This window comes from Paenibacillus sp. V4I5 (genome assembly GCF_030817255.1).
In the GTDB taxonomy this organism is placed as follows: domain Bacteria; phylum Bacillota; class Bacilli; order Paenibacillales; family NBRC-103111; genus Paenibacillus_E.
In genome coordinates, this window is record NZ_JAUSZB010000002.1 from 4,830,730 (window position 1) to 4,849,185 (window position 18,456).

Annotated in this window: 15 protein-coding genes, 1 pseudogene and 1 riboswitch; all 16 genes and pseudogenes read left to right on the plus strand. The window is 45.6% G+C overall.

Annotated elements, in window-relative coordinates:
- Nucleotides 1-57 precede the first annotated feature (57 nt).
- Nucleotides 58-1,893, plus strand: a complete 1,836-nt coding sequence (locus QFZ78_RS24025; protein ID WP_307551301.1) for a putative polysaccharide biosynthesis protein — start codon at nucleotides 58-60, stop codon at nucleotides 1,891-1,893.
- Nucleotides 1,894-2,402: 509 nt separating this feature from the next.
- A pseudogene (gene yabN, locus QFZ78_RS24030) lies at nucleotides 2,403-3,927 on the plus strand (bifunctional methyltransferase/pyrophosphohydrolase YabN).
- A gap of 164 nt (nucleotides 3,928-4,091) precedes the next feature.
- A complete protein-coding gene (locus tag QFZ78_RS24035) occupies nucleotides 4,092-4,364 on the plus strand; it encodes an HU family DNA-binding protein (RefSeq protein WP_029197991.1) in 273 nt (90 codons plus the stop codon).
- Nucleotides 4,364-4,627, plus strand: coding sequence for an RNA-binding S4 domain-containing protein (locus QFZ78_RS24040; RefSeq protein WP_029197990.1), 264 nt, complete (start codon nucleotides 4,364-4,366; stop codon nucleotides 4,625-4,627). The genes QFZ78_RS24035 and QFZ78_RS24040 overlap by 1 nt, the downstream gene beginning before the upstream one ends.
- Before the next feature lie 138 nt (nucleotides 4,628-4,765).
- The gene (yabP, locus tag QFZ78_RS24045; protein WP_029197777.1) at nucleotides 4,766-5,053 is read left to right on the plus strand and encodes a sporulation protein YabP; all 288 of its coding nucleotides are present in this window, start codon (nucleotides 4,766-4,768) and stop codon (nucleotides 5,051-5,053) included.
- Entirely contained in the window at nucleotides 5,050-5,625 is a 576-nt protein-coding gene (yabQ, locus tag QFZ78_RS24050) for a spore cortex biosynthesis protein YabQ (protein WP_307551303.1), read from the plus strand. The genes yabP and yabQ overlap by 4 nt, the downstream gene beginning before the upstream one ends.
- A 15-nt stretch (nucleotides 5,626-5,640) precedes the next feature.
- Nucleotides 5,641-5,964, plus strand: a complete 324-nt coding sequence (locus tag QFZ78_RS24055; RefSeq protein WP_307551305.1) for an FtsB family cell division protein — start codon at nucleotides 5,641-5,643, stop codon at nucleotides 5,962-5,964.
- A gap of 108 nt (nucleotides 5,965-6,072) precedes the next feature.
- The gene (locus QFZ78_RS24060) at nucleotides 6,073-6,669 is read left to right on the plus strand and encodes a S1 domain-containing RNA-binding protein (RefSeq protein WP_307551306.1); all 597 of its coding nucleotides are present in this window, start codon (nucleotides 6,073-6,075) and stop codon (nucleotides 6,667-6,669) included.
- 328 nt (nucleotides 6,670-6,997) lie between these two features.
- Entirely contained in the window at nucleotides 6,998-9,490 is a 2,493-nt protein-coding gene (gene spoIIE / locus QFZ78_RS24065) for a stage II sporulation protein E (protein WP_307551309.1), read from the plus strand.
- 286 nt (nucleotides 9,491-9,776) lie between these two features.
- Nucleotides 9,777-10,478, plus strand: a complete 702-nt coding sequence (locus QFZ78_RS24070) for a class D sortase (protein ID WP_307551312.1) — start codon at nucleotides 9,777-9,779, stop codon at nucleotides 10,476-10,478.
- 79 nt (nucleotides 10,479-10,557) lie between these two features.
- A riboswitch (cyclic di-GMP riboswitch) is annotated at nucleotides 10,558-10,645 on the plus strand.
- Nucleotides 10,646-10,658: 13 nt separating this feature from the next.
- Nucleotides 10,659-11,471 (plus strand): transglutaminase-like domain-containing protein, encoded by an 813-nt coding sequence (locus QFZ78_RS24075; protein WP_307551314.1) that lies wholly within the window; start codon nucleotides 10,659-10,661, stop codon nucleotides 11,469-11,471.
- Between the two features lie 199 nt (nucleotides 11,472-11,670).
- A complete protein-coding gene (locus tag QFZ78_RS24080; protein WP_307551316.1) occupies nucleotides 11,671-14,556 on the plus strand; it encodes a collagen binding domain-containing protein in 2,886 nt (961 codons plus the stop codon).
- A gap of 158 nt (nucleotides 14,557-14,714) precedes the next feature.
- The gene (locus QFZ78_RS24085; protein WP_307555862.1) at nucleotides 14,715-15,434 is read left to right on the plus strand and encodes a vWA domain-containing protein; all 720 of its coding nucleotides are present in this window, start codon (nucleotides 14,715-14,717) and stop codon (nucleotides 15,432-15,434) included.
- Complete coding sequence (locus tag QFZ78_RS24090; protein ID WP_307551317.1) at nucleotides 15,418-16,323, plus strand: protein kinase domain-containing protein; 906 nt, start codon at nucleotides 15,418-15,420, stop codon at nucleotides 16,321-16,323. The genes QFZ78_RS24085 and QFZ78_RS24090 overlap by 17 nt, the downstream gene beginning before the upstream one ends.
- Before the next feature lie 36 nt (nucleotides 16,324-16,359).
- Nucleotides 16,360-17,775 (plus strand): tRNA lysidine(34) synthetase TilS, encoded by a 1,416-nt coding sequence (gene tilS / locus QFZ78_RS24095; RefSeq protein ID WP_307551319.1) that lies wholly within the window; start codon nucleotides 16,360-16,362, stop codon nucleotides 17,773-17,775.
- Nucleotides 17,776-17,846: 71 nt separating this feature from the next.
- Nucleotides 17,847-18,386: a hypoxanthine phosphoribosyltransferase gene (hpt, locus tag QFZ78_RS24100; RefSeq protein ID WP_029197788.1), complete on the plus strand. Its 540-nt coding sequence runs from the start codon at nucleotides 17,847-17,849 to the stop codon at nucleotides 18,384-18,386.
- Nucleotides 18,387-18,456 lie beyond the last annotated feature (70 nt).

An 18,456-nucleotide genomic window follows, 5' to 3' on the forward strand; every position in this document is an offset into this window, starting at 1 on the left:
GGCTGATTTCGTTATAATATGTCTATATGCGTGAAATCAGGGTAGAGGAGAAGTAAGATGGGGGACACCGACAAGGGGCATCAAGGTAATAAAGAGGAGCTCCAGAGGAATGTCGGTAAACAGGGTGCCAAGCTGTTAAGAGGTGCTGCTCTCCTTGGGGCTGCCGCTATTCTCTCTAAACTATTGGGAACACTGCAGAAGATTCCGCTGCAAAATGTAGCCGGTGATACGGCTTTTGGTATTTATAATGCGGTTTATCCGCTCTATATTCTAATTTTGTTTGCGGCCACAGCTGGATTTCCGGTAGCCGTATCCAAGTTCGTAGCCGAACGAGCTATTGAAGGTGATTATCAAGGGGCTAGACGTATTGTACATGTCTCCACAGCCATTTTAATGAGCTCCGGTTTTGTAATGTTTGTTCTGTTGTACTTCGGAGCAAGTGAGATTGCCCGTTGGATTGGAATTAGCCAGACAGAGAGGGCGATCCGAAGCGTATCCTTCGCGCTGCTGCTATCCCCGATGCTTGCTGTCCTGCGCGGTTATTTCCAAGGGTATCAAAATATGCTGCCTACGGCTGTTTCACAAGTGATTGAGCAGCTTATAAGGGTGATCACCATGGTCGCGCTGCTGCTCTATATGGTGGCCTTAGCTTATGACGAGGAGTGGATTGCTGCTGGAGCAACGTTTGGCTCCGTGACAGGTGCTGCGGCTGGGCTATTGGTGATGTATGTTTATTGGCGGAGGGCGATGAGACAGGAGCGGGAACGGATACGGGAGCATGGAGTGAATGAAGAGGATCGGTGGCAGTCTGGGGATACAGAGGGACAGAGGCAGGATGTAATGAGTGAAGGTGACGGGCTGCTGTCGAAAGAACTGAATTGGCAGGGGTCGAATGAAAAGCGAAAAGACATGATGCCGCCCAAGGAACTCTCTTCCTGGGACTGGGCGAAACGCATTACGGCTTATGCGATTCCAGTTTGTTTAGGCGCTATCGTGGTTCCTCTGCTCACGCTTGTCGACACGTTTACCATGCCGCGTCTTCTCGAGGCTGCGCAAGGGAGCGAGGGGGAGGCCATGCGGCAGTTCGGGCTTTATAACCGAGGGTTTCCTCTTGTTCAGCTCGTTGTCATGATCGCTTCCTCTATGTCCGCCGTGCTAGTTCCTGCTCTAGCAGAAGCCAAGGTAAGAAGGCAGGACGAACTCATCCGCTTTAGGGCTGAGATGGCGATAAGGCTCTCCTGGCTTATCGGGCTCGGAGCCTCGTTCGGACTTGCCTTTGCAGCAGTGCCGATTAACGTGATGCTATACAAAAGTGATGAGGCCAGCTGGACGATGGCCGTGCTGGCCTTCACGGCCTTGTTTAGTACGGTGAACGCTCTCTCGGCCAGCGTTCTCCAGGGCGCCGGCGCGATCCGCACGCCGGTGAAGGCCCTGCTCGTTGCCATCGTGCTGAAAGCACTAGGCAACGTGGTGCTCATGCCCCGCTGGGGCATCGACGGCGCCGCGCTGAGCGCGGTGATCGCCTATGCCGCTGCGGCGGGGCTGAATCTGGTGCAGCTGCGCCGCTGCACCGGGGCGCGCTTCGCGCTGCGGCCGTACGCCGTCAGTCCGCTGCTTGCCGTGGGGCTGATGGGCGGCTGCCTCGCAGCGCTGCAGCTTCTGGCCATGCCTGCTGCGGCGGCGTGGCACGTACCTGAGCGATTGAGCGCTAGCGCAATCGCCTTGGTTTGCGTAGTCGGCGGTGCAGCCGTCTACGCGCTTGCGCTGCTGCGCAGCGGCAGTATCAGCCGCGAGGAGCTGCGGCTGATGCCAGAGCTGGACCGGAAGCTGGCGCCGGTCCTGGCGAAGCTATGGCCGACTAAGGCATCCACCGGCCCTCGCGACCGAGGCTAGGGATTGCCTATGAACATGAGTAAATGCTAATCTTTTTCTACATTGAGGTGTCTTAAATCGAAATCCATTGTCATATATGCTCACTTGAGGTTGCTGGATGAGCTGAAGAATGAATTCATATTCTCGGTTGAAGATGTTGTAGAAAGTGCAACAATGTCTGCCTAGATCCCGCCTCTTTCCCTCCGATGTTGCATAATGTACAATAATTTAGGCCCTATACAGGCTATTTAGCAACAAATGGGTTCGAAATGTTGTACAAACTACAACTTGAACATGCCAAATGGCCTTTGGGAGTGGGAATAGTTGCAGAAAATACAACATTGGTAACCACGGATGCTCATTTACATGTACTAGCAATGACTTTATAAACGAAAACTGGAGTTCACAACTTTGACTGACATGTAGAAGCCCCAGAAAACGGTTCAAGTGTCCTCATGTTCCCTGCAAGTGTTCAAATATTTTTTACCTTACACACAGCAGTTAACCATTAATCAGGAGGTGTTTCCTACATGTCAACTAACCTGCAAATAACCGTCCTCGGACTCGGAACGGGAGACGAAGACCAGCTTACACTAGGTGTCTGGAAAAAGCTGCAAGTGGCTGCCAAGGAGCAAGCCGTGCTATACCTGCGAACGCTGGATCACCCGATGGTTCAGATGCTGGATACGAACCAGATTCCTTACCAAACGTTTGATGAGAATTACCTAGCGCACCAAACCTTCGAACAAGTGTACGAATCGATCGCAGAGGCGCTCATCCAATCCGCCAAGACGCAATCTTCTGAGGTTATTTATGCGGTGCCAGGCCATCCGATGGTGGCTGAATACACGGTGCAGCTTCTGAAACAACGCTGTCCGTCTGAGGGCATTTCGCTCCAAATCATCGGCGGGGAGAGTTTTCTGGATCAGGGCGTTTCTACGTTTTGGTTTTGACCCGATTGATGGCTTTCAATTGCTTGACGCGACAAGCCTGAGCCGTTATACTCTTAATCCGCAGCTTCATACGGTTATTGGACAAGTGTATGATAGTCTTACGGCATCAGATCTTAAGATTAGCCTCATGGATGCTTATTCGGATGATTACCGTGTTGTCGTTGGTCATTCCTTGGGTGTGGCTGGAGAGGAACAGATTATCGAGGTCCCCCTGCATGAGCTTGATCATGTGAAGGGGTACGGCAATCTTTCCCTTGTCTGGGTGCCGAAAAGTGAAAAGGATGAAGATTATTACCGCACTTTTGGCCGATTGCATGAAATTGTTCAAATCCTGCGCAGCCCGGAAGGCTGCCCCTGGGATCGTGAGCAGACGCATGCCAGCCTGCGCAAAAATCTCATCGAGGAAGCGTATGAGGTTCTTGAAACAATAGACGAAGACGATCCGGAGCATATGTGTGAGGAACTCGGCGATCTGCTTTTACAAGTGATGCTGCATGCGCAGATGGAAGAGGAAATTGGCACGTTCACCGTTTATGATGTCATCGCCACATTGAATGAGAAACTCATCCGCCGTCACCCTCATGTATTCGGTGAGAACAAGGCTGAGGATGCCGACGAAGCTCTTGTGAACTGGAATGCCATGAAGGCGGAGGAGAAGCGTAAGAAAGGCATTGATGTCACGAAGCAATCCGTACTGGACGGTGTGCCACGCGAGCTGCCAGGCCTTATGAAGGCGCTGAAGCTTCAGAAGAAGGCGGCGACAGTTGGTTTTGACTGGTCAGAGCTCGAGGATGTCCTGAATAAGGTGGAAGAAGAGTTGACTGAGCTTCGCGAAGCCATCGCTAATCCATCCGATGTAGGGGCTCAAGATCGGCTCGAGGAGCTGGGAGACGTCCTTTTCTCGATCGTCAATGTCGCTAGATTTCTGAAGGTTGATCCGGAAGAGGCGATCGCGCAGACGAACCGCAAATTCATCCAAAGATTTTCGTATATTGAAGATCAGCTACGTTTAAGAGGGCTTTCTTTTGAACAAACTGAATTATCAGAGATGGAAAATTTATGGCAAGAAGCAAAAAAAGTTGCAAAACTTGGCCAGAGTTAGAAGGATTTTGCCGAAAAAAGCAGAATACTAGATTTGGTGTAAGGTTGAATATGGAAATATAAGATAGAGATCTTTGAAAAAAATTCAAAGTCTCTCAGCTTTGCAAAATGGCTACATAGTAGAAGACTAGATCTTCAAACATTTTTGGGAGGTAAAGAAACCACATGAACAAAACAGATTTGATCAACAACATTGCAGAAAAAAGCGGACTTACTAAGAAAGACGTTGAAGTTGTACTTAACGGATTCCTTGGTGAAGTAACGGACGCTCTTTCATCCGGAGATAAAGTTCAATTAATCGGTTTCGGAACATTCGAAACTCGCAAACGTTCTGGTCGTACAGGCCGTAACCCACAAACAGGCAACCCAATCGTGATCGCGGAATCCAATGTTCCTGCTTTCAAAGCGGGCAACAAGCTTAAAGACGCTGTAAAATAATGCGTATCGATAAGTTTCTCAAAGTATCTCGTCTCATTAAACGTCGCACCGTGGCGAAGGATGTGTCCGATCAAGGGCGTGTCTGGATTAACGGTAGAGATGCCAAAGCGAGTACACACGTGAAAGTCGGGGATGAGCTCTCTATTCAATTCGGTCAGAAAAAAGTGACGATTCGAGTGGAAGTTCTGTCGGAGTCGACCCGCAAGGAAGACGCTGCTCAGATGTACACGCTGCTCAAGGAAGAAGCTTTTCAATCCGAATAACCCTGCAAGTTGTTAAATAGCCTGAGATTCCTGAATAGGGGTCTTGGGCTATTTTTATATTTGATTGATAGCTATGCATGGTTCTAAAAGAGGACATCCTCCCATATCGTAATGATAGATGAAGGAGGGGTACAGGCCATGATTGAACCCGTGAAAAACACGAATAAGCGGCAAGAAATTAAAATGCTGAATCGCAAGCTCTTGGAGATCTCCGGAGTTTTGAACGTAGAAAGCTTTGACAGTGAAGAGTTCCTCCTTGAAACGGAAATGGGCTACTTGATGATTAAAGGACAAAATTTGCACATCAAGAACTTAAGTTTGGAACAAGGGTTGGTCGCCATAGAAGGAATCATTCACGAATTAGCTTATGTGGACGGAAATACCCAGGAGAAATCCAAGGGGTTCCTTGGTAAGTTATTCAAGTGACCCTAAATGTTCAGTTCCATACGATCTTCATGATGTTCCTGAGCGGAATCGCCATAGGTGCGATCTTCGATGTGTTTCGTGTGCTCTCTGGCAAGCTGAGACTGCCAAGATGGACGATTCCGTTCATTGATCTGGTTTATTGGATTGTGGCGACAATCCTCGTGTTCCGTCTGCTCATTTACAGTAATGAAGGACAAGTTCGTGTATTTATTTTTCTGGGGATGGGGATTGGCGTTTGTTTTTATTTTGCCTTCCTCAGCACTGGGGTTATCCGTCTTACACTGCTTCTCATTCGAATCACGATTGCTATCTACCGTTTCATTGCTAAAACTGTCGAAATTATCCTGATTAAACCGATTATTGGCTTATATCGTCTAACTGTGATTATTTTAGGCTTTTTACTAGCTGTAGCTATATTCCTTTATAGAATTGTGCTACAATTGCTTTATCCTGTGTGGAGATTACTCCATTGGATGACTCGGCCTGTGCATAAATATTTTGTTATCCCTGTTTGGTTGAAGAAACTAAAGGGTAATATCATATTGATCTATCGCAGGTTATTCTCAAAGTAGGAGGCATTCCTATTCATGCATGCTAAAGCAACCGTTCCATCCAAGCGCAGCAACAGTGTAGGCTCGAAACGAAGACTGCGTTTTCTTATGATTTTTGTCCTATGTTTTATGAGCTGGGCTGCTGTGAACATCTGGGGCCAGTTCGCTAAGCTGCAAGAGAAGAGTAGTGTCGTAGCGAATATGGAGCAACAGCTTGTAGAGTCACAAAAACTCAAAGAGCAAACAACGAAAGAAATCGCTCGACTTCATAATGACGAATATTTGGATCAAATTATTCGTCGAGATTTTCATTATAGTAAAACCGGAGAGACGCCACTAAGTGTCTCAAAGTCGCAATAAAAATCAACAAGAAGAAGAGGCTGTTGCCGTGTTGACCGTGGTTTCTGCATCGGTTATAATCGGCGTAGCCAGTGTTTTCAACATTTTAAGGGAGGAACATTTTACTTTATGGCAATTGAAGTTGGCACCAAGTTAGAGGGTAGAGTGACGGGGATTACTCACTTTGGAGCATTCGTCGAGCTTGCTGAAGGAGTTACCGGTCTTGTTCACATTTCGGAGATCGCAGACAATTATGTGAAAGACGTTAATGACCATTTAAAGCTGGAAGACAAAGTATTGGTCAAAGTGATTAACGTGGACAAGGATGGCAAGATCGGACTGTCGATCAAGCAGACGGTTGACAAGCCAGTTGAGGAAAGACCAGCTCGTCCTGAACGTACAGGTGGCAGCAGCTATCAAGGACGTCCAAGTGGAGATCGTCCAGGAGGCTACCAAGGTGGTCGTCCAAGTAGCGGCGGAGAACGTAGTGGTCCTCCAAGCGGTGGTCCCGGTGGTGGTGGCGGTCGTCCAGGTGGCGGCGGTGGCTTCAATCGAGGCGGCGGTGGTGGTGGTCGCGGCGGCTTTAACAAGCAGCAAGGCGGAGCTAGACCGTTTTCGTTCGAAGATAAAGTATCTCGGTTCCTTAAAGATAGTGAAGAGCGGATTTCGTCTTTGAAAAAGAACACCGAGTCCAAACGCGGTGGCCGAGGCGGAAGAAGAGATTAATAGATGCAATAACGAACCACATTCGCTTAGGCGAGTGTGGTTATTTTTTTGTCCAAACGTCAAATAGTTAAAATAACATAAAGAACAATCGACATGGAATTACGGGTATCTCCCCCATACGCAGGGCGAAAGTTCGAGGCAATCAGACTTTTGGAAACGTTTTCTATATGGTAAAACGAGACTAGGCAAGGGCTGAGGCATGGTGACAAAGCAAACACGGCTTGTCGGAAATTTCTTTGAATCTATCAACTCATTCTGACAAACTTTCTGCTAGATTGTCTCTATACTAGAGAAACAAATAAGGAATGAATGGATGGTGTTCGAAAACATGCAGAGAAGAAGCTTAAGCACAGTGATTGGTGGCGGTTGGTCGGGATTGTGGCAGAAAGCGAAGATGGGCGCACATAGCGCTGCTGTGGAGAATCGATTCGTACAAGCCTTCGTAGCTAAGAAGTGGTCTTTACTGCTCATCGTGATGGCTTTCTTACTCGGTCGTGCGATGATTTTGGAACAGCTATCTCCGTTTGCGCTTGCGTTCATTGCTGTCATTTATTTTACAAGGAGAGATCTTTTACATTGGGTAGGTGTCGCTGCATTTGCTGGAAGCCTATTCTCGCTGAATTCGAATACTGGTTATCTTGTTACGGAGATCATCGTTTTCTTACTCATCCAAAAAGCTTTGGAGAAATTTGAACGCTCCGATATTTCCTTAGCACCGCTTCTTGTATTCAGCTCAACCTTGCTGGTTCAGCTCTTTGCAGAGCTTGTAGTCTCGAACTTAAGCTGGTATACGCTCATGATGGTCTCCGTTGAGGCACTGCTAAGTCTAGTACTGACGTTAATTTTTATTCAAGCTATTCCTGTATTTACGCTTACCCGTAAGAACTATCATTTGAAACATGAGGAAATTATTTGTTTGATTATCTTGTTAGCTTCTGTGATGACAGGAACGGTGAGCTGGGTTGTGGGTCCAATCACCGTAGAACATGTGCTGTCCCGGTATTTAATTCTATTATTTGCGCTGGTGGGAGGAGCGCCTTTCGGAGCCTCGGTAGGAGTCATTACAGGATTAATCCTAAGTCTTGCGAATAGCAATGCGGTTTATCAAATGAGTTTACTGGCTTTCTCGGGGATGTTAGCAGGGCTTCTCAAAGATGGTAATCGATTGGCTGTTGCATTCGGAATGCTGATAGGGTCATCGATACTTGCTTTCTATATGGGATCAGGGGCTAATGTAATCAACTCTACATGGGAGTCGCTTGCAGCTGTTGCACTCTTCCTGTTGACACCGCGGAGTCTGATTCTGACGCTTGCTAAATATGTACCCGGTACGCAGGAAAATTTGAAATCCCAACAGGACTATGCGAAGCGGGTTCGTGATGTTACGGCAGGACGTGTGGAACAGTTCTCTGAAGTGTTCCGCCAGCTGGCGCGCAGCTTTAAGCAGTTGACGACCGATGATGCGGTGAGCCGCAAGGAGGAGGATGTTGGCCATTTCATGAATGCGGTTGCGCAGAAGGCTTGTGATTCCTGCTGGAAAAAGAGCCAGTGCTGGGATCAGAAATTTTATCAAACCTATACGTATATGACCGATATGATGACCCAAATTGAGATGAAGGAGAGTATGACGAAGAAGAATATTCCACCGGAGTGGAGGAAGGTATGTATTCGCACGGATCAAGTGCTGGATGTGATGAAGCAGCAGTATGGCTTGTACAAGAATGATTTGCATTGGAAAAAGCAGATTATGGATAGCCGGCATCTCGTGGCTGACCAGCTTTCAGGGGTGTCCCAAGTAATGGAGGACTTGGCCAAGGAGATTAAACGGGAAGGGCAGGAACTGTTCCTTCAAGAAGAGCAAATTCGTAATGCCCTGGAGGAGCTGGGCTTATCCATCCATACCATCGATATCATTTCCTTGGATGAAGGAAATATCGAAATTGAGATCATTCATCAATACACGAAGGGCTTCGATGAATGTCGGAAAATCATTGCGCCGCTCTTGAGCGAAATTATCGGCGAGAACGTCGCCGTCATGCGCGAGGAAATGCATGCGCGCGGCGAGGGTTACAGCACGGTCGTATTCGGCTCTGCCAAGGAATACGAGGTGGAGACCGGGGTCGCTGGCGCAGCCAAGGGAGGCGACCTCTTCTCGGGCGACAGCTTCTCCACGGTGGAGCTGGGCAATGGCAAATATGCCGTGGCGCTTAGCGACGGCATGGGCAACGGCGAGCGAGCACAGGCGGAGAGCCAGACGGCTCTGAACATCCTGCAGCAGCTGCTGCAGTCAGGGATGGACGAGAAGCTGGCGATCAAATCGCTTAACTCAGTATTGATGCTGCGATCTTCGGATGAGATGTATGCAACCGTAGATATGGCCTTGATCGACATGTATAGTGCAAACACAACGTTCATGAAAATTGGTTCCACCCCTAGCTTCATTAAGCGAGGGACGGAAGTGATTTCGATCTCGGCTAATAATCTGCCTGTCGGCATCCTGAGCGAGATTGATGTTGATCTGGTCTCGATTCCACTCCAATCGGGTGATATCCTTGTCATGATGACAGACGGTATCTACGATGCGCCGGGACATGCGGTAAACAAAGAGATGTGGATGAAGCGGATGATTCAGGAAATTGATACCACGATGCCGCAGGATTTTGCGGACTGTTTATTAGAAAGAATTTTCCGCCATCATCATGGCGAAATTCAAGATGATATGACCGTCGTTGTGGCACGAATTGAGAAGCGGCAGCCCGAGTGGGCTACATTCCGCTGGCCAGGAATTACGCGAATGGAGCGTCCGAAGACGGTTAGTTAATGGAGATATAGAAGCCATAACAGCTCATTTGCTGTTATGGCTTTTTTATGTGCTGTTATTCCCTTAAGAGCATAGCGAATGCTGCGTATTTCTAAGCTGGAAAATTTTAACTTCGTATAGGTTGCACTTAGAATTCAAAGCATGATTAACTTATAAATATGTCTGTTAACTAATTATGCTAAATCTGGCGATTTCGATAAATCTAAGTTGCCAGGGCTTTATATGATGTTAAGCATGCTCAGACAGTCCTCGGTGCATGAGATCGAAGAGAAAGGTGGTACCACTAGTGATTAGAAAAAAGCTATCACTGTTATTTATCGTTCTTGGGATTATCATTTTTCTCTATCCAACGTTAAACGATCGTTATGAGAGCTATCAGCAGAACAAAATTTTGAAACAATGGCAGGAAAATCTGCAAGATATGGATCAGACAGCCTCTGACATCGAGGAGGAGACAGATGCAGGGTTGGTCGTGCCTTCTTCCAGTCCCGCAGTGGAAGCTCTGCCGACAAGCAGCCAGCCGAGCAGCCAGCCAAGCCCTTTGGCTATGAAAACGACACCGAAGCCTGTAACTTTGCCGCAGAAGAATACAGAGGGTGTCCTTATTATCGATAAAATTAATCTGAAGCTCCCTATACTGACAGATGCAACCGTGAATAATTTGAAGATTTCCGTTGCTAGTATTGCCAATACAGGCAAAGCAGGCGCTGTTGGCAATTATGCCATTGCGGGTCATCGAAACCTGACTTACGGGAAAAATTTTAATAGATTAGATGAGGTCACCGAAGGGGATTTCATAGAAGTGAATACAGGGAGCAAAACGCATATCTACAAAGTTGTGGACAAACAGTATGTCCTCCCAGAGGATGTCTGGGTGCTGAAAGGCAACGGCAAAGATCGGGAGATTACGCTAATAACTTGTCATCCTATGGAAAATCCTACTCATCGTATTGCCATTAAGGGAATCATGGTGCAATCAAAGGAATAAAATGTAATATTTTGTCTATTCAGAGAGACAAGCCTATGTTAAGATTGCACTATAGTGATTATAGGGAGTCGGTGAGTTCCTCCGATAAAGGCAAATCTAGCGAAAACTAGAGACGCAAAACTAAAGGGCCTTCCTTAGCCGAACTAAGTTGGCAGCCAGTTACTGAAAGGGGATTTATTTTTGTTTAAAAAGCCAATTATACGAACAATCATCGCAGGTTTTCTATTTACACTTGCTCCACAAGGGATATTTGCAGCTTCCAATCCATCCATGATAGATAAAGATGCTCTGAATAAAGGAATTATCTCGGTTCATTATTCAAACGATAAGAACAAGAAAACCAAAGTTCTCGTTCGAATCATGAGAGAAAATATCAAATATGACTACACCTTCGAAGAAGGGGGTCAGTACCCTTTGCAGCTTGGAAACGGACAGTATAAAGTACTGATTGGAGAGTCCATAGGAGCTAATAAATATAAAGTTGTTACGCAAGAACAAATAGAGTTAGAAATGGAAGACGAGAATGCCGTATTTCTGCAGTCCATTCCGTTGATCGATTGGGACAATGAATCGAAGGCGGTCGTTGAGGCTAGGCAATTAGTTGGAGATAAAGAAAAAGATATCGACAAAATAAGAGCTATTTATGGATATATCACGACACATTTTCAGTATGATTATGAAAAGCCCCAAACGGTAGCAGATAGTTACGTACCTAATCTGGATATGGTCTACGCAGCGTCCAACGGAATTTGTTATGACTTTGCAGCTACTTTTGCGGCAATGGCAAGAAGCGAGGGGATTCCTACTCGTCTGGTTATGGGGTATGAAAGTCATGCGCCAGATACTTATCATGCGTGGAATCAAGTCTTCCTAAAGGAAAGTAAGGAATGGGTGACGATCGATACCACGTATGACGCTGTTCATATACAAGCCGGTGAAACGATAGATCTCATAAAAAATGATTCTAATTATCAGATATCCAGAATATATTAAGTGAAATGATGAAACCTGATCTCATAGCTGAGAACAGGTTTTTTTGTGCTTTTCCATGTTGAAAAACAATAAATCCCAATATTTACAATACATCTTGTATCATATATCATTGATAATGATACATTTTGTTTCAAAGTCATAGGAGGTAGCACACATAAATAATCTCTATAAAAAATTGATCCATGAATGGAGGTATGAAATGATGTTGAAGAAAAAAACGAGTGCACTGCTAATTACCTTATTAATTTTTATGCAGAGTATTTACGGGATTGGCTTTTTGCCTAAGGCCAGTGCAAACACAATTTCAAACAACATTCTCGACAGTGTGACGATGGCTGTGTACAACAGCGCAGGAGAAGTGGTGACTGGTAATGTTTACGAGCAAGGTGCCAGAGTGAAGTTGGATTATACCTGGTCTTTGCCAAACGGACATGGTTACCTTGCCGGGGATACATTTACATTCACACTGCCGCAGCAATTTTTATTATTCAATCACATCAACGGTGAACTGAGGATGGGTAATGATCTTGTGGGAACGTTCTATGCCGACAAAGACAGCCATCGGGTGTTAATTACATTTAATAAATTCATAGAAGGCTATAATAATGTGCAAGGAACTCTAACCTTCAACACACAATTCAATAAGAGTCAGATTACTGGAAGCACCACGCAAATTATTACAATTCCGATTAATTCTGGAGAACAGGTGTTTAACCTCAACTTCAAACCCACAGTCACTTCTACAATAAGCAAAGCGGGTGTGTCCCAGGGTATTAATTCCAAGCAAATCGATTGGACCATTGATGTGAACAAGGCGCTGGATTCCGTTCAGGAAGCAGTTGTAACGGACCCCATACCGGTAGGGTTGTCAGTTCCGGTTACAGTAGCTGTCTATCATTTGGATGTACGTTTGGACGGCTCTGTTGTCAAGGGAGGACTGGTGGATAGCAGCAAGTATATGGTGAGTACAGCGGGGAGCGTTCTTTCAGTCCGTTTTGCAGATAGCCCTATTGAAACTGCTTACCGCATTCAATACACAACGCCAATTACTGACGATTCCAAGGAGTCATTTGTAAATACGGCAACGTTCAAAGGAAACAACAAGACGCCTGTCCATGCATCTGCAACGGTCACTGTAGAGTCCATCAGCAAATTGGCGATTGTCAAAACTCTAGGAGCTGTAGATTACGAGGCTAAGACAGTAGTGTGGAACATCACGATTAACGGTGATAGTCAGAGAATGAACAGCGTAGTTGTGACCGATACATTTCCGAACAAAGGACTTCATCTCATCCCGGGTTCATTGGTCATCAAAAAGGGTGTAACTACACTAAGTACAGCAGAGTACACGCTCGACAATTCGGTAGCTTCTGATGTAGGCTTGACAGTGACATTCACTAATGTTATTACCGAACCTGTTACGATTAGCTACAAAACCGATTTCAATTTAGATTGGATTCAATCTGTTGACAGCACAACTGATTTCAATAATTCGGCCAAAATAGACTGGATAGATCCTACTAACAAAGAGCAATCCAAAACAGTAACAGCAAAATTCGTTATAAGGACTGAAGTGAAGAACAACGGGTTTAAATACGGATCCTACGACGCATTATTAAAACAGCTGACTTGGACAGTAGGGGTCAACAACAACAAGAAAATCCTTACAGAAGCAGTCGTTGAGGATCTCCTAGAGTCCAATCAAGTGCTTGTCAAGGATTCGCTTGCCGTATACAACATGATAGTCGCACCAAATGGCAATCCTTCAATGGACCCTGTTGCTATAGACCCTAAAAACTATTATTACAATGTTGATGCTAATAACAAGCTCATTCTAACATTTAAACAAACAATTTCAGGTCCGTATTATATCACCTTTAAAACAAGTCTGAATGGTCAACTTATTGGCGGTAACATTAAGAATTCGGCTAAATTATTTGATGGTAATCTTCCTGCATCGAATGATCTCATAGCAAGTGTTAACATCCCGTATGGGGGAGAGTATGTTAGTAAAAACGGTTTGCAGAGTGGAGATAAGATTGTTTGGACAATTACGATTAATCGAAGTCAGTCAACCGTAACTGACGCGGCAATCATCGATACACCATCAGTCAATCAGATATTGATACCGGATTCTTTCCATCTGTTTGGTACGTCTGTTACTTCGAATGGAAATATAACGAAGGGCGCAGAATTAACCAAGGGGACAGACTACACATTGGTTATTCGTACGGATAATATCGGCAAGCAATCGTTTGAATTAAAGTTCGTGAATCCGATTGCGGCAGCTTACATCTTGGAATATCAATCTGTCATTGCTGCTAATGATCAAGAAACTGTTTCGAATAAAGTCAGCTTTAGCGGTAAAAATTCAACCACGGTAACTAAAGAAACGGTGAAGGATATTTTGGTAGGTGTCTCCAGTGGTTCTGGCACAGGCAGTGGCGATAGAGGTTCATTGACGATTAAGAAAGTTGATTTGGCAAACAACACCTTACTGCTTAGTGGAGCGACCTTTGAATTGTATCGCAAGATCGGTCAAGAGAAGGATATTATTCGTTCCTTGACAACAAATGAGACGGGTAAGGTTGTCTTTTCTGGCCTGCTGGCCGGCGATTATATTGTGAAAGAACAAGTAGCCCCTCAAGGTTATGTGTTAGATGCTATCGATCGCACGATAACGCTTCGTGCAGCGGAAAATTTGAATGTAACCATTACAAATGTTAAGACGCCCATACCGGATTCGCCGGAGTCAAATGATCCGCCCACGTCGACACCAACGCCATCGCCAACACCGCCAACACCAAGCCCGACACCAGGTGTGACGCCAACACCGTCTATAACACCATCGCCAAGTGTAACACCACCACCACCAACAGTTCCTACTCCATCAACGGATCCCAAACCGACGAATCCGGACATACCGATTGATACTGATAATGATGTGCCCTTGGGGGGAATTCCTCCTATCACTAAACCAGAGACCCTCCCGAAGACAGGAGAATCTAGCCATCTGTACGTGGAAATCGCAGGTATCACCTTAATCCTACTGGGTCTTATCTTAAGAAGGAGATTTACTCGATAAATCTTCAATATTGAGACAGTTCTGCCATTACCATTTGGCGGGCTGTCTTTTTATTTCGCTCAGTTGGCTAGTGATTAGACTCTCTCATAAATGGAAAAACTAGGAGTAGAACTACTAGAGAGCTAATCTTTTCTTGGGCCAGGGAGGCAAATATCATGATGAAGCAGATTCTTTTAATTACAGATGGGTGTTCAAATGTAGGGGTGAGTCCGGTAATAGCTGCAGCACAAGCACATGCCGAAGGTGTTACCGTAAATGTTATCGGTGTGATTGACCATGGGGAGCTAGGGGTGCTAGGCTCTGAGGAGATTCAAGAGATTGCTGCGGCGGGCGGCGGGATGAGCCGAATCGTGAATTCAGGCCAACTCTCCCAAACGGTTCAGATGATGACGCGCAAAACGGTCACCACAACGATTCAGCATGCCGTAGGCAAAGAGTTACAAAGTATTCTTGGCTTTAATCAATTGGAACAGTTACCTCCAGAGAAGCGTGCTGAAGTGGTTCAAGTCATCGATACCATGAGTGAAACCACCTCACTTCGCGTAGCTCTTTTAATAGATGCTAGTGCCAGTATGAAGCCTAAGCATGCAGCGGTGCGTGAAGCGATTCATGATCTTTTGCTTAGTCTTAGAGCCCGCAGCGGCAAGAGTGAGCTAGCAGTTTTCCACTTTCCGTCAACCAAAACGAGGGATCAGGAGTTAGAAATGGATCTCAGTTGGACGAATCAACTTGCAAATTTGGACAAGATGTTCTATAAAATAAACATGAAGGGTACAACTCCGACTGGTCCAGCGTTACTGCAAACTTTGCAGTTCATAACGGAGAAGCCTATCTTACCAAAGACCGAGGATGGGATGCTGAGTGACTACGTGGTATGAAGACGCCTTCCGTCCTGGGTCAGAAATCCAAGGGAAATGGAACGGCCGGATGTATGTGGTCGAACGTTTATTAGGTGCTGGTTCCAATGGTGTAGTGGCTCTCGTACGAAGAGGGACAGCTAGATTTGCGCTTAAGGCAGGTCATGAGACGGTTGATCATCAATCGGAGATTAATTCCTTGCTTGCCATATCACTGACGGAAACCTCGTTCAAGAACTTTTTAATAGATGCTGATGATATGACGATAAATGGGAAAGAAGTCTCCTTCTATGTCATGCGATATATTGAGGGTATGACGATTTCTAATTTTATACATAAACGTGGGCAGGATTGGATCTATGTGATTGGTTCTAACCTGCTTCGTAAGTTAACGGAAGTTCACAAGAGCGGCTATGTTTTCGGTGATCTGAAGATCGAGAACATGATCGTTTCCAATTATGGCGATGTGGATCTCATTGATTTTGGGGGTGTGACTCCTAAAGGCAGAGCGATTAAACAGTTAACCGAAGTGTATGACCGCGGCTTTTGGAATATGGGGGAGCGGGTTGCGGAAGAAAGCTATGATTTATTTTCATTTGCCATTTTACTATTAAAATCGCTCGATCAACGCAAACGCTTCACTGGTTTATCCAAAATGCTGCCTCAAAACCGAGATCTAGATCAACTAACAGCTATTATGCGTGAAAATTCAGTTGCCGCCCATATCGCACCTTTTCTTCATAAAGCTTTGAATAGTGAGTTTAATTCTTCGCAAGAAGCCTATCAGTACTGGAGAACGTTGGTCTCCGGTAAGAAGATTACACAGTCGACACTCCAAATGCCATGGCTAAAAATATGTTTCGCCGCTTCTATTTTTATTTTTGGAGCAACGCTCTATATGTACTGGTAGCATGACGGAAAGTGCAGGAATAGAAAGGAATACCCGATGGAAATCGATCTTGTTGCCAAGGTGGAACAACGAATTATTGAAGAAAAACTCGTCGATCCAGGAGATGTGGTGGTCGTTGCGGTTTCAGGAGGACCTGATTCTGTGGGGCTGCTTCATGTCCTTTTTGCCCTTGCTGAGCGTTATAGCTGGCAGCTCGTTGTTGCGCATGTGAATCATCAATTCCGCGGTGCAGAATCGGATGCGGAAGCCTCTTTCGTAGGGAAGCTTGCGGATGAGCTAGGGCTCCCATGTGAAATCGGTGTCATTGATGTACCTGCCTATATAGAGGAAACGTCACTCAATGGGCAAGCCGCGGCACGTGAGAAGCGCTACGAATTTCTGCATCAGATCGCAGCGAAATACAGCGCTAAGCGTATTGCCTTCGCTCATCATGCGGATGATCAAGCCGAAACCGTCATGATGCGGATTCTGAGAGGGACAGGCCCTTCAGGCCTGGTTGGCATGCCGGAACGCAGGCGCGAAAAAAAAGTGGAACTGATTCGTCCTTTTTTACGTATATACAAAGCAGATATTGTGAATTATTGCGCTCAGCATGAAATGGCGTATTGTAAGGACAGCAGCAATGAGCTGCGGAAGTATTTTCGCAATCAGATTCGGCTTGATGTGATGCCGATGCTGAAGCAGTATAATGAACAACTTCCAGAGTCACTGAATCGATTGACGGATTTGATGCGAGCTGAGGATGATTATTTGGCCAAAGAAGCCGAGCAGGTTTTTCGCCGAATAACTACTTTCCAGCAAGCCTGCTGCCGCCTAGAAAGACGTGATTTCACTGAGTTGCACGTTGCTTTACAAAGGCGTTTGATTAAATTAATATTAAACTGTCTTTGTTTGGAAAGAGATCGGTTGGATTTTACACGAATTGAAAGTATGCGTGAGTTGATTTTACAGGATCAGGTTTCTAATCAAGTCCTTCAGGTGGATGAACAGGTTTATATTGTGAGAGAATATGAGTCTATTCAATTTCAGTCCTTCGCTCCTTCTCCGAAGCCTTATTCTTATGAGGTTGGATTAGATACAAGCGAGTTGAGCCTGCCGGAAGTGGAAGCCAAACTGATCTGCTCATGGGTGCCGGCTAGTTCGAAGGAGACAGCTGCTTATTTCTCAACTGCAACGGACGTGTTTTTGGATCTGGATCAACTTAACTTGCCGCTTGTTGTAAGGAGTCGCAGGTCAGGAGATCGGTTTGAGCCGCATGGTTTAAACGGATCCAAAAAAGTAAAGGATATGTTCATTGATGCCAAAATGCCGCTAAGCCGGCGTGATGTCATTCCACTACTGGTCGATGCTTCCGGGCAAATTCTTTGGATTGCTGGCTTTCGTAGGTCCAAGCACGCTCTGGTTGGACCAGATACAGTACGTGTACTTCATATGAAGCTAGTGCTGAAGTAATATGCGTAAATTTCGTTCTTCTAGAATGTAAATTTATAAGGATTCATAATATAAAACTAGGGGGTTCATCCTTGTACAGCGACATTCAAGAAGTTCTTTACAGTGAAGAACAGATTCAAGGCAAGATTAAAGAATTGGGGGAGAAACTCTCCATCGATTACGAAGGTAAGAATCCATTGGTTATCTGTGTGCTTAAGGGAGCTTTCATTTTCATGGCTGATCTTGTGAAGCAAATCAGAGTACCATTGGAACTCGATTTCATGGCTGTATCCAGCTATGGTCAATCCACGAAATCTTCTGGTGTTGTCAAGATTATTAAAGATCTTGATGTTCCCGTAGAAGGACGTCATATTCTTATCGTGGAGGACATTATCGATAGCGGGTTAACGTTGAGTTATCTGATAGATGTGCTAGAGCGACGCAATGCTAAGACGATTTCGGTCGTTGCGCTGTTTAATAAACCGGCACGCAGAACGGTGGATCTCGAACCTGAATATGCAGGTTATGTGCTTCCAGATGAGTTCGTAGTCGGATATGGTCTGGATTATGCAGAGAAATATCGCAACCTTCCATTTATCGGCATATTGAAACCAGAGATCTACAGTAGCTAATGTCACTTCCCGCAGACTCATCAGCGCTGTTATGTTGTAGTGCTTTACCGGGATGTGGTAAAATAATAAA